Origin of the sequence: Mesorhizobium sp. M1004, from assembly GCF_040318795.1 — a bacterium.
Lineage (GTDB): Bacteria > Pseudomonadota > Alphaproteobacteria > Rhizobiales > Rhizobiaceae > Mesorhizobium.
The window spans coordinates 232,029-244,374 of the sequence record NZ_JAMYNB010000004.1 but is presented as its reverse complement, the minus strand read 5'-3'; the positions used below and the strand labels follow the sequence as shown (position 1 = coordinate 244,374).

The 12,346-nt window shown below is 65.2% G+C and carries 11 protein-coding genes; all 11 read right to left on the bottom strand.

Going from position 1 to position 12,346, the window contains the following annotated elements:
* The 11 genes from icmH to tssA all read right to left on the bottom strand — a co-directional run bounded on the left by icmH (nucleotide 1) and on the right by tssA (nucleotide 12,119).
* The gene (gene icmH / locus NKH54_RS10460) at nucleotides 1-1,326 is read right to left on the bottom strand and encodes a type IVB secretion system protein IcmH/DotU (protein WP_353028153.1); all 1,326 of its coding nucleotides are present in this window, start codon (nucleotides 1,324-1,326) and stop codon (nucleotides 1-3) included.
* 4 nt (nucleotides 1,327-1,330) lie between these two features.
* A complete protein-coding gene (tssK, locus tag NKH54_RS10455; RefSeq protein WP_023825972.1) occupies nucleotides 1,331-2,665 on the bottom strand; it encodes a type VI secretion system baseplate subunit TssK in 1,335 nt (444 codons plus the stop codon).
* Nucleotides 2,666-2,825: 160 nt separating this feature from the next.
* Entirely contained in the window at nucleotides 2,826-3,278 is a 453-nt protein-coding gene (gene tssJ / locus NKH54_RS10450; protein WP_023687030.1) for a type VI secretion system lipoprotein TssJ, read from the bottom strand.
* Nucleotides 3,279-3,281: 3 nt separating this feature from the next.
* Nucleotides 3,282-4,763, bottom strand: coding sequence for a type VI secretion system-associated FHA domain protein TagH (tagH, locus tag NKH54_RS10445; protein WP_023729248.1), 1,482 nt, complete (start codon nucleotides 4,761-4,763; stop codon nucleotides 3,282-3,284).
* A complete protein-coding gene (gene tssG / locus NKH54_RS10440) occupies nucleotides 4,760-5,803 on the bottom strand; it encodes a type VI secretion system baseplate subunit TssG (RefSeq protein ID WP_353028152.1) in 1,044 nt (347 codons plus the stop codon). The genes tagH and tssG overlap by 4 nt, the downstream gene beginning before the upstream one ends.
* Nucleotides 5,767-7,641, bottom strand: coding sequence for a type VI secretion system baseplate subunit TssF (tssF, locus tag NKH54_RS10435; RefSeq protein ID WP_353028151.1), 1,875 nt, complete (start codon nucleotides 7,639-7,641; stop codon nucleotides 5,767-5,769). Before tssF ends, tssG begins: the two co-directional genes overlap by 37 nt.
* 3 nt (nucleotides 7,642-7,644) lie before the next feature.
* Complete coding sequence (gene tssE / locus NKH54_RS10430; protein WP_023682612.1) at nucleotides 7,645-8,400, bottom strand: type VI secretion system baseplate subunit TssE; 756 nt, start codon at nucleotides 8,398-8,400, stop codon at nucleotides 7,645-7,647.
* Complete coding sequence (locus NKH54_RS10425) at nucleotides 8,387-8,836, bottom strand: Hcp family type VI secretion system effector (RefSeq protein ID WP_023673716.1); 450 nt, start codon at nucleotides 8,834-8,836, stop codon at nucleotides 8,387-8,389. The genes tssE and NKH54_RS10425 overlap by 14 nt, the downstream gene beginning before the upstream one ends.
* Nucleotides 8,837-8,888: 52 nt before the next feature.
* Entirely contained in the window at nucleotides 8,889-10,394 is a 1,506-nt protein-coding gene (gene tssC / locus NKH54_RS10420) for a type VI secretion system contractile sheath large subunit (protein WP_023682611.1), read from the bottom strand.
* A 3-nt stretch (nucleotides 10,395-10,397) separates the two neighbouring features.
* Nucleotides 10,398-10,934, bottom strand: coding sequence for a type VI secretion system contractile sheath small subunit (tssB, locus tag NKH54_RS10415; protein ID WP_023673718.1), 537 nt, complete (start codon nucleotides 10,932-10,934; stop codon nucleotides 10,398-10,400).
* Between the two features lie 6 nt (nucleotides 10,935-10,940).
* Nucleotides 10,941-12,119, bottom strand: coding sequence for a type VI secretion system protein TssA (tssA, locus tag NKH54_RS10410; protein WP_353028150.1), 1,179 nt, complete (start codon nucleotides 12,117-12,119; stop codon nucleotides 10,941-10,943).
* Nucleotides 12,120-12,346: the final 227 nt, after the last annotated feature.

The window sequence follows — 12,346 nt, the reverse complement described above, 5'->3', positions numbered from 1 at the left end:
TCACAGCCTCTTTTCGACCAGCACTTCGACGCGGCGGTTCAAGGCCCGCCCTTCGCGTGTGCCGTCGTCGGCCACCGGATCGGTGGCGGCCCGGCCTTCGGAGCGCACGCGCTCCTTCGGCACGCCGTTCTGAATCAGGATATCGGCAATTTCCGCGGCGCGGGCTTCCGACAGCCGCTGGTTGGTGGACAGTGGGTTGGTCTTTTGCAAGGGAACGCCGTCGGTGTGGCCGACCACGGTGATATCGCCGATCAGCTCCTGGTTCTCGAGGATCACCCTGGCGACCGAGGCGATGAGCGGATCGAAGCCGTCTGTCAGCTGCGCGCGCGACGACTGGAAGAGTTCGGGATTGGAGGCCTGGATGACCAGCCGCGCCAGCGACACGCTCTCCGTGCCGCTCAGCGCTCTCTTGAGCTCATCCGGCGCCGCCGCCTGGAATTCCGGCAGCAGCGCGAAATCCACGGCCACCGGCGGCGGCGCGTCGACCTTCGGCGAAGCGCGGGTGACATCCGTACGCGTCGGCGGCGGCAAGGCGCGAACCAGCGCCGAAAGCTCGACCGCCTGGCTGCTCAGGCTCATCGACAGGCCGATATGGATGGCTGTCGCCATCACCGCCGCTGCCGCAACCATCACCCAGATCGGCACGATGAAGCGCTGCGGTTCGTCGGAGGCGATCACGCCCTTCCAGTTGGGCGACAGCGGTGCGCCTTCGGCGTCGCTGTCGCGCAGGAAACGCGCGGCCGCCACACGCACGGCATTGAGCGAACGGTCGCCGGAGCGGCCCGGCACTCGATATTTGCCGCGGAAGCCGAGCGCCATGCAATGATACTGCAACTCCAGCATTTCGCGGTCGCGATTGGGATGGCGTTCAAGCTCTTCGAGCCGGGCGAAGAACTGCGCGCCGGCATCGACGTCGCCGCGCAGCATCACCACCAGCGGCTGGCGCGGCCAGGCGCTGGCCCCGCCCCACGGCGTATTCAGCGCCAGATCATCGAGCAACGCAGCCACCAGCCACGCGGCCTGGTCGGCGCGCTCGAGCGAGGAGCCCTGCGCCATGGTGGTGTCGCGGCAGCGCACAAGTTCGTCGAGCAGCCTGGTGCGCAGGGCTTCCGGGTTCTCCGGCGGCTGCGCGTTTTCGAGTTCGGGTGCAAATTCCAGCAGCGGCGAGAACGCGTTGACGAGCACGTTCGGATGCGCGCGCGCGGAGCGTTTCGCAGTCACCCCTGACGCCGGCAGCGGCATGGCGCGCGGCGTTGTCGCTCCGCTCAGCCGAATGCGCGTCCGCTCCCGATCCTCGGACAGTCCGAATGGATCGTCCCTGCTCATCATCTCACCTGTTGACCGAGTAGCAGTCGACCTGCGGTTCGCTGGGCAGCACGCCCGAAACGCCGATCACGAAACCGGGCGCTTCGAGCAGCGAGGCCCAGTGCTCGCTTTTCTGGTCGAGTTCGAGGCACAGCCGGTCGCCGTCATAGGGAATTTCGCGCGGTTGCGAATGCAGGGGCTTCAGCGGAATGCCGGGCAGGCGTGATTTCCACAGCCCTTCGAATTCGCTGGCCGAGCCGACGGTCGCCTGGTTGACGAAAATCTTGCGCAAGGCATCCTCCGACAGTTCGGAGCCGATCCGCACCACGATGCGGCTCGCCACCAGAAGTTTCGGGTTGTCGATGCGGATCTTCCACACATTGGTGGCATGGCGCATGACCGGCAGGGCGCGCGATTTCGGCTCGATGTAGCGCAGGCTGAGGATCAGCGAGCGCAGCGCATCGGCCAGCGCCGAATAGGCGGGTCCGGGCGCCATGTGGTCGTAGACAGGCAGTTCGCCGAGCCGCCTTGCGCTCGAACCGTAGGTCGCCATCGAGCCGGCAAGGCCGGCAAGTTCCATGTAGACCTCAGCCGGATGGAAGACATCCTGCGCCAGCATGTGCGCCAGCCGCGGCCGCGCGGCGTTGACCAAATTGAGGATCAGAAGATCCTCGACGCTGCGCCCGGGGCCGCCCAGCACCATCTTGCCATGCGCCTCGGCGATCTGGTCAAGGCCGGTGACCACTTCCTGCAGCAGGCGGCTGTACCAGGACGCCGCGCCGATGACCAAGGTCGGCGGCAGGAAGGTGTCGTCCAAGGCAACGCCGCCATCGGCGCGCACGCCCTTGAGTTCGGCCACCGGCAGCGCGGTGTAGCCGCCGACGGCCGTGCCCGGCGCCAGCAACAGCGCCTGCGGCCGTGCGATCTCGATTTCCTCAGGATCGGAGCCGCCATGCACGGCGTCGCGCACCGAGACGATCCGGCCGCGATAGCGTGCGCCTGACGGCTCGGCGTGAGCCGGGTCGAAGCCGACGCCGCCGGGCGGTTCGAGCGGCAGTGCGATCAGCACTGGCCCCGCGCCCATCTCCGGCGTCACCGCCAGCGGCCGCGGCGCATCCATCGTCTCAGGGATCGCGAACGGCGTCCCGTCGGGAAAGATGCCGCGCGCCGAAAGCACCGAGATCTGGCCGGCATCGAGCTGTGCCTGATCGAGCATCAGCGTTCGAAAGCCGAACGTATGCAGATGCCCGGCCTGCAAGGCGCCGCGCACCGTCGCTTCGAAGAAGCGGTCCTGTTGCTGGAAATGCTGGGTGCGGAGGAACAGTCCCTCCGACCACAGCACCCTGTTTGCATCGCTCATGCCGACACTCTCTGCTTCCTGCTCATCGCCTCGCGCGGCTTTGCGGATTTCGCCGCCCAATGCATGTCGCTCAAAAGTGGTCACGGTTTTGAGAGAACGACATGCATAAAAACAAAGACCTAAAGCGCGTCGCCTGGATCGCGTTCAAACGCGACGCGCTTTAGGCGGAAATGCCGCCGCTGCCGAGCTTCACATTGACGGTGAACTTTGATCCCGGCGAAACCGATTTGGTCGTACGCCAGTTGCGCCCGCCGGGTTCCCTGATCAGCGCGACGAAGCCGAGTGCTGCCACTTCCGGCTCGACCGTGATGGTCTTCGATGCGGTCTTGCCGGGTCCGACGGAAATCGTGTCGGAGCCGATGAGATCGCCGCCAAGTGCGGAGCCGGCACCGCCCTGCAGGGCGAAATAGTCGGCCGAATTGAAGGCGCCGGTGCTCTTCAGCCGTAAGACCATTACCGTTACCGGCCTGTCGCCGCCGCCCGGTCCCGGGTTCATGCCGGCCCCACCGGCCAAATTGACCGTTATGACGGAGGGTTTAGGCGGGCCGCTCTGGCAAGCCGTCAGCAGTCCCGTAGCCCCGATGGCCAGAATGAATTCGCGTCTGTCGATCATGTCTCAGTCCTCCTCATATGCGTCCCTAAAATCAGCGCCGATTTCGCCCAGAAAGCGCGTCTCGGCGCTGTGAGCGATTTCACGGTGGCGTTTCTGGTACAATTCCCAGAGCTTGGCGCCGCGCCCGCCGGTCAGCAGATTGCCGATCGCCGAACTCGACTTCAGTTCCTGCTCGATCGCCGCCGGATCGAAGCGGTCGATCATGCGCTTGAGCGCGCCTTGCACGCCGCGCCAGGCACGAACGTGGTGCTGCGCCAGATCGCGCACCGCGTCCTTGATCGCCGCTTCGGCGCCGAGGAAACCGGGGCTGCGCTCGGCCAGCATGGTCACCAGAGCATCGTCGACCGAAGGCAGGAATTTGAGCGGGTTGACCTCGGACGCGCCAACCACGGTCTGGGCGACGCGGGCGTTGCCCTTCTCTTCGGCGCGCTTGCGCAAAAGTTGCATCAACCCTTCCATCATCAGCCGGTATTCGCGGCCGAACTTCTCCATGTCGGCCACCGGATCGCTGCCGGGAAAATCGGACTCGCCCATGCCCATGCCGCGCAGGAAAGCGGCGCGCAATTCCGCGTCCGCCTGTCCGGTCGACGGCCGCGCAGCAGCTTGCCGGACAGGAGCACGTGGTGGCGGTGGAGGCGGGGTTGGCGGTGGCCGCTGTGGCGATGCCTCGGCCGCGCGGACCGGCAGATCCCAGGGCGCCGGGGCAGGCGAGGGCGCATCCACTGCGCCGCCATCCGTCGCGCCTGCGTCGAGACTGGTGGACTCGGCCGGGCCAAAACCAAACCCGTCATCGTAGGCCGGCGGCTGCTCGGAACTGGATCTGCTCGGCTCTCTCGACAGCGGTGCGGAATCGAGGCCGAAGGGATCGTCGAACAGCGGCTTGCCAACACCCTTGTCGGGGGCGGTCTCGGCCACCGGCGTTGCCACAGGGTCGAGGCTGAACGGATCGTCGAACGCCTGCGAGCTGCGTTCATCGGACCGCGCACGCGCGAATGCGCCGGGCACCGGCTTTTCGAATGGATCGGGCAGGTTGGCAGGGCGTGGCCGTCCCGGCTCTTCTTCCGTGGTGGACGAAAAGAAATCGTCGCCGCCGAGGCTGACCGGCGCCCGCGACGCCGCCGGCTTACTGGCAGGCGCTGAAGGCCTGGAGGCCGGCGCCTCGGTCTTCGCCGTCTGCAAATCGACCCACACCACATAGTCGCCCAGTCGCAGTCGCATGCCGCTTTGCAGGCGCGCGGTATTTCCCGCGCCGAGCGGGCTGGCGGCATCGTCGATGAACAACCCACTGCTGGAGGTATCGGTGACGAAATAGCCGCCCTGCTTGCTGGTGATCTTGCAGTGGGCGCGCGAGACGAACATGTCGGGATCGTTGATCTGCCAGTCGGCGTCGGCGCTGCGGCCGATTACCAGCTCGCCCTCGTCCAGCCGCGCCTGCCGCGTGACTTGCGCGCGTGGTCCCTGTTCGAGAGTCAGAAGCAGGCTCATGCCGCCACCTCTTCCCGCCAGCCGACGATGGTCCGCAACCGCATGTCGTCGGCGTCCCCCTTTTCGACCGGTCGCGCCAGCCAGGTGGTGCGGGCAAGCTGGACGGTGCCGAGCTTCGCCGGCGGCACTGCCTTTGCCGCAAGCACGATCCTGAGATCGACATCGATGGTCTCGCCGATCAGGTCGCGCACCGCCTGCTTCAACAGCTTCAGCCGCTCACCGCCCGGCAGGAAGGCCTTGTAATCGATATAGCTGAGCGCGCCGATGCGCAGCTCGATGCGGCTCTGCCGGCTGAAGCTGCGCGGGCCGATGGTGGCGCTGCGGCCGAGCGTGGCATAGCTGCCGGCAAGCCGCGTCTGTAGCGCCTTGGGGATGGTCATCCAGGCCGCGACGAACTCCTTCAGCACCACCGGCACTTTGAAGGCTTCGGCCAGGAACAGCGTCAGTCGCTCGGGGCCGTCGACTTGGGCAGCGAGCGAGGCGGCCTGGCGAAGTTTTACTGTATCGAGTTCGGCATCCTGCGTGCCCGGCAGCCCGATGCCGGCCATCGCTTCCAGCATGGAACGGACGCGGCCGCCGACACCGCGTTCGACCTGCACAGCCGGATGCGCATCCGCCCAGGCCCGATAGTAGAGCGCCATCATCCTGTGCTGCAGGATATTGACAAAATCGACGAAGGTCGTGTCGCTCGTCTGCCGCGCCTCGGCGCCGGCATACCAGCGTTGCGACAGGCGATCGAGCACCCAGCGCGTCAGATGCAGTGGCATCGGCCCTTCGGGTCCGAGCAGGCCGAGATTGTTGACCGTGACGCGTGCCGGCGACTTGTCCGTCGGCTCGCGGAAATCCACCACGTCCTGCACTGCGAAGGACAGCCGCACATTCTGGCCGAGCCTTGCCGGCTCGCGGTCCGGCCGGCCGGAATGGCCGAACAGGCCGCCTTGCCGTTCGAGCCGGCGCAGCAGTTCGAAAAAGTCGAAACTCTCGGACAGGGTTGCGGCTCGCTCTAGATCAGGTAGCGATTGCCGGGCGTCATCGGCCATGGCACATCCTCCTGTTTCTGGAGCAACCGCGTGCGCGTGCGCACGAACCCGTTAATGCCGGCATGGCGGGCAAACAGCCGCGACAGCAGGCCCGACAGCAGCAGAGTGCTCTGTCCCGCCAGCACCGACTGGTCGACATGCAGCGTCACTTCCGTGCCGCGGCCGAAGCACATCGGCCCTTCGATCGCCAGCCTTTCGATCACCGCGCGCGAGTCGATGCGCACGATCGAGCGCACATTGCGGGCGAGCCCGGGGTCGCCGCGCTCGGCATAGAGATCGAGCAGCGCGTGCAGCGGATCGACGCCGCGGCCTTCCTTGGCCAGGCTGAGGAAGTTGAGCGCCAGCTGTGACACCAGTCGCCAGGCCAGGTCGTCGGCGCGCGACTCGCCGTCGGCGCCGGTCGGCAGCGCTGCCGGGATCGCCGGCTGCGGCGAACGCAATGCGCCGAGCAGCCGGACCGTCTCCACAGGGTCGCCGGCTTCCAGCGTCAGGGTCGGCGTGTCGTCGAGGATGGCCAGGTCGCGATTGGTGCAAAGCGCCATGATATCGACGCGCTTGAGCGGCCTGTTGGCCTGGCTGTGGACCGGGCGCGAGATCGCCAGGAAGACGTCGTCGCCGGCATAGGAGGTGCGGGTCACCCCCTGGCGCCGCTCGTCCTCGGTTGGCCGGCGCGGCCGCCGCTCGGTCGAATAGACCCAGCCGCTGCCGCGGTTTTGCCCGAGGCTGAACAGCTCCGGTATCTCGGCATCGGGCCCCTCGGCATCGGCGTCCTCGACGCGGATGACCCGGTAGATTTCAAAGTCGCGCGCCCGCGTACGGTCGGCATGCAACACCTGCCGCGTCTTGCGCTGGTCGAGCTCGATGACGTTGCACTCGCGCTCGAAGAGATTGATGATCGGCGTCGCGAACAGATCAAAATCCGCCGGCGTCAGGTCGGCGAGCTCGGGCACGGGACGCCTGAACAAAAAGACGATTTCGAGCCCGGCCTGGCATTTACGCACGACCGGCAGCAAGCCGGTGACGCGCGCATAATGGAAGCGCTCGGGCATCATGAAATATTCGCGCAGCAGGCGGTAGCCTTCGAAGGTCGGCCGCGTGCGCGGCATCAGCGCCTCGGCATCGGCAATGCCGACCATCTCCGGCGGCGGTAGCGGCGACAATGGATTGGTCTTGCCTTCCGGTCGAGCGCCGACACCAGAGCAGACTCCGAAGATGGCGTCGAAGATCAGCGGCGCCTTGGTGCGGTTGGCGAAATAGAAGTCGAGCCGGTCGAGCGCCAGTTCGTCGAGCTTGCCTTTGCCGGTCCGCGCCAGCGTGATGCGAAGTGCCGCTTCGCCGGCCTTCCCGGCGATCGGGCCGATGCCGGCGGCGGCAAGCGCGCTGCGGTCCTGGAAATAGCCGACCGAACTGATCGCGATCGGAAACAGCGTCATGTCCTGCGCGGTGGTGAAGGTGCAGCGCGTCGACAGGCCGGCTTGCAAGCTGGAGACCAGCCGCGTGCCGCGCTTGACGACGTGGCCGGCAAGCATCGTCTGCACCTGCTGGCCGGGCTTCAGCACCACCATGGCGGTTGCCGGCGCCGGCGTGACGAGATCGGGATAGAGCACGTCGAGGATGCTGCGCGAAAACCGCGAGCGCTCGGCATCTACCTTCAGGCGCGTGCGCGCGGCGAGGAAGGCGACACCGTCAAGCAGCCGCTCGACATAAGGGTCGGGACACGGCACCGTATCCAGCGACAAATTGCGGGCGACCGCCGGATGCATGTCGGCGAACTCCGCCGCCAGCCCGCGTATGTGGGACAGTTCCTCCTCGTAATATTCTACGAAGACCCGGTCCATCTCTCAGGCTTCCCTGAACTCGGTGCGCGCCAATCCGTTATCGAGATTGATCGTCGTGCGCAGGCGCATGCGCTCGGGCGTCGGCGTCATGATCAGCACGGCGTCGATCTCGATCTTCAGGCCGGTCTTGTCGCCGAGGTTGACCGTGACTTTGGTCGCGCTCTCCTTCAGCCGCGGCTCGAAAGTGGCGAGCACGGCGCGGATCTCGCGTGCCAGAACATCGCGATCGAAGTCGCGCGACGACCGGCCGGAGAAGGACGGCACGCCATAATTGACAACGCTGCGGCGCACCTCCGGAAAGTCGGCCAGCGATGTCGGACTGTCGGTCATCTGCTCGGCCTCGAGATCGGATAGCAGCGGCGCGGATTCGAAACGCTCGGTGTTGAACAGCGCCTCGATGTCGCGCCGCACGGCCTCGCGCAGCACATCGGGCGACACCACGATGCCTCGGCTTTCAAGCTCGCCACGGTGCCGGTTCTGAAACGCCAGCCGGTGCAGCCGGCGCTTCTGATCGGGGTTCAATGCGTCATCGGCGTCGATGCGCCTCGGTCCGTCTGCCAGCAGCTCGTCCAGGCGCTCTGCGCCAAGCTCCTCCTGCAGAGCCTGCCTGAGCCCGTCTATCTCCGAGCTCAGGCCCGGCAGATCGTTGACGAGGCGGTCCCACAGCGAAGGCTGTACCGCCTCGCGCTTGGCCCGTGAACCGCCCGCCTGTACCTTGTCGGCGGCAGGGCGCTTTGCTCGCCCCTCACTTGCCGACATAGACATCCATTTCGGCTTCGTCATTGTCGTCATAGACGAACTTGATCTTCTTGTAGGCGAAGGAGACTTCCTCCTGGATCAGGTCGGCTTCATCATCGGCCTGCGACATGTCGTATTCCATGATCGAGGCGTCGGTCAGGGTAACGACCAGATAGTCCTTGCTCTCGCCGTCGATGGTCCGCCGCGCGGAGAATTTGACCTCGTCCAGCGCCTTGTTTTCGAACAGGGCCTTGGCCAGATAGGGTGAGGCCTTGTCATAGTGCTTGGTGAACTTGATCATGCCCATCGACACGCGGCCTCGGCGCGAGAGGGAATTGGGGTCGTAGGGCGCGACCATCTTGTAATCGACGCCATGGATTTCGATCTCGTCGTCATGGCCGTCGCGTGTGCTAGGCCCCTTGATATCCGGAACTTTCAGAAAACCGTCGATCTTCATTGTGGGCATTTTCGTTCTCCACCGCTTTCAAACAAAGGTTTGGTTGCTGCAATCAGGTCTTCACGGACGGCAATTCCGACACCAGCCTGAGCGAGGCGTTGATGCCCTCCAGCTGGTAGTGCGGGCGCAGATAGAAGCGGGCATTGTAGTAGCCCGGCCGGCCCTCCACGCTGTCGACCTGCACCTCGGCGGCGGCAAGCGGACGCTTGGCGCGTGCCTTGTCGTCGGCGAAGGCCGGGTTGGCCAGCACGTACCGGTTGATCCATTCGGTCAACCAGATCTGCATGTCGGTGCGTTCCTTGAACGAGCCGACCTTGTCGCGCGCAATCGCCTTGAGGTAGTGGGCGAAGCGCGAGACCGGGAACAGATAGGGCAGGTTGGCTGAGAGCCGCTCGTTGGATTGGGCGTCGGGGTCGACCAGGCGGCCCGCCCGCGTCTCGTCATCCTGCAGCGAATGGGCGCCGATAAAGGCCGCGAGATCGGTGTTCTTGCGGTGCAGGATCGGCATCAGCCCGAGCTTGGCCAGTTCCGCCTCGCGCCGGTCGTCGATGGCGACTTCCGTCGGGCATTTCATCGCGATCGAGCCGTCATCGGTCGGGAAGGAGTGCACCGGCAGGTTAAGCACAGTGCCGCCATTTTCGACGCCGCGGATCTGGGTGCCCCAGCCATAGAGCTTGTGGCTGCGGTTGATGTTGACGCCCATCGGGAAGGCAGCGTTCATCCAGACATATTTGTTGTGATCGCCCTGCACTTCCTCCTCGAAGGAGAAGCCCTTGACCGGGACTGTCTCCGAGCCGTAGGGCAGCCGCGCCAGCACGCGCGGCATGGTCAGCCCGATATAGCGCGCATCCTCGCTCTCGCGCAGCGATTGCCACGAGGCGTAGGCCGGGTTGGAGACGATCTGCTGCAGGTCCTGCGGGTTGGGCAGTTCCTGCCAGCTGTCCATGCGGAACAGCCGTGGCGAGGCGGCGGCGATGAACGGCGTGTGCGCCGAGGCGCAGATGCCGGAGATGTTGCGCAACAGGCCGACGTCGCGCGGGTGGTTGGAGAACTCGTAGGCGCCGATGACGCAGCCGATCGGTTCGCCGCCGAGCATCGAATACTCGTCGGTGTAGACCTTCTTGAAGATCGGGCTCTGGTCCCACATCTGGCCTTCATAGTCTTCGAGCGTATCGGCCAGCTGCTCCTTGGAAATGTTCATCACCCGGATCTTCAGCTTCTGATCCGTCTCGGTGTTATTGATGAGATACCAGAGGCCGCGCCAGGTGCCTTCCATCTGCCGCACTTCCGGCGCGTGCAGGATTTCGTTGACCTGGGTCGTCAGCATCTTGTCGATGCCGGCGATCAACGACTTGATCGACTTGATCGAGTTGGACGAAATCGTCGTCGTCTCGGAGCGCGACTGCGCCGCCAGCGCCAGGTTGCGAACCAGCTGCTGCAGCTTCTCGCTGTCGTCCTTCTTGACCTTGAAGTCCTTCTCCAGCAGCTGGCTGAATTCACCGAGATCGACGGCCTCGGCCTCGGCGACGGATGCTGCGGTCTTTTGCTGTTCGGCCATGATCTATTCCTCGCCCTTGTCGTCGGACAGCGCCTGGGCGGCGATCTGGCCAAGCAACGGCTGGTTGTTCAGCAATTGGGCTATGCGCTTTTCGGCATCGACGCGGCCGTCCATGAAGCCGAGCAGCTCCTCGAGCTGGCGCCGCATCTTGAGGATTTCGGCCAGTTGCGGGACCTGTTCGGCGATCTTGTCGGGGGCGAAATCGCCCATCTTGGTGAAGGTCAGGTCGAGCGCCAGTTCTTCGTCGCGCTCCTGTCCCTCGGCCTGCGGCAGCGTGTTCTTCACCCGCGCCTTGACCCTGGGTCCCAGCGCTTCCATGAATTTGGGGAAGCGGTTGGCATCGGTCTCGACAAAGGAACGGTCGAGCACCGTCTTGGACGCTTCCCTGGTCTGCGATGCGCCCGACAGGTCGGCCATCACGCCCATGACGAACGGCAGTTCGATCGTCGTCGGGCTGCCGTAGGTTTCGACATCGTAGGCGATCTGCACGCGCGGGGCGCGATTTCGCTCGATGACCTTCGCTTTGCTTTCGGCTGGCATGTGTTGCTACCTTTCATCCTTCTGGGCAGTCTTCTTGGCGTCGGGAACGCCGGCGAGCAGCCGGAATTCCTTGAGCCCCGACGGGGCGAGGTCTTCCATCAGTTCAACGAAATCCATGTGCACCATCCTGCGCACCCGGCGGGCGAGATGCGGGATCGGACTCGACGGCTCGGTGCGGTCGTAGAACGCGACCACAAGGTCGAGGCACTTCACCACATCGTCGCGCGAGGAAATCCTGTCCGGGAGCCCCGCACCGGTCTCCGCGTAGCTTGCCATCGTCTCGGCTCCATGACCGTTTCTGACCGGCGCGGCCGGGCTTGCCGGGGGAGCAGCCGGGCTGGCAGCCCCCTTCGTCGCTGCCTCTTCCGTGGTCTCGACCGCCGTGTTGCGTTCCAGCGTCGTCAGCACGCGCTGCAAAAATCGTTTCAGGTCCGGGACGGCAGCCCCGTTGCCGTCAAGACGGGCATTCAGGGCCGTATCGACCGCGTCGAGCGCCTCGATCGCTGCGTGCGCCCCGGCGATGAGCGCTGTCATCTGTTCACCGGCCTGGTCCTGATGGGCGGCACAACCGCTGCCCACCCGGTTCAGGAGCTGTCCGTGCGCGCTGACCAGCGCTGCCTTCTCCGTGGCATTCAATCCCGACGCCGCTTCCTGAAGCATGACGCGATCGTCGAGCGCACCCTGTTCGAGATCGCGTCCGCTGATCGGCCCGATGGGACGCGGCGCGAAGAAGACCATCTGCCTGAGGTTCGCCAGCAGGCCTTCCTGGCCGTTCTGCAGGTCGGCCAGCGCGTTGAGGCGGCGCAGGGCGGCCTCGCGTGGTTGGGGGCTGGCCCGCAGCGCCGGGTGCATCGTCTGCCAATGCGTCTCGAATGTCCTTGCAATCAGGGTCAGGCCCTGTGCCAGTCCGGCCAATCCCTCTTCATTGGCCAGCGCCCGGGCGACAATGACAAGCAGGCGCAGGTCGCGGCCATGCGAACGCAACTCCTCGGCCTTGCCGAGCACGGCAGGCCAGTCGACCGGAATGGTCGATTGCGCGGCTGGCTTGTTGCGCCCGTCATGGACGACCTTGACCTGCGGCTCCGTGAGCCGCTCCAGCTCATGAAAAGCCGGATCGTTGCGCAAGTCTTCGCCTGACGGATTTTCACCGTCCAGCGGAGCAAGCCAGAGTGCGAGATCGATCACAGATACCCCCGGCGACCGGCTCTAAAACCGTACGTGACCCAACGTTAGCACACGGTTGCATATTCCCACAATTCGCCATCCGCTCAAAAGTTAACGAGCGCTAATGAATGTCGGTGCAACTGCGTCTCGGATGGCGCAATTCATGGCGTGCTTGGCCAACCTCGTATGTGAAGCGCATCGCATAGGATTATAAAAAATCGTGGTTGTCTGCATTTGGCGGCGCGGGA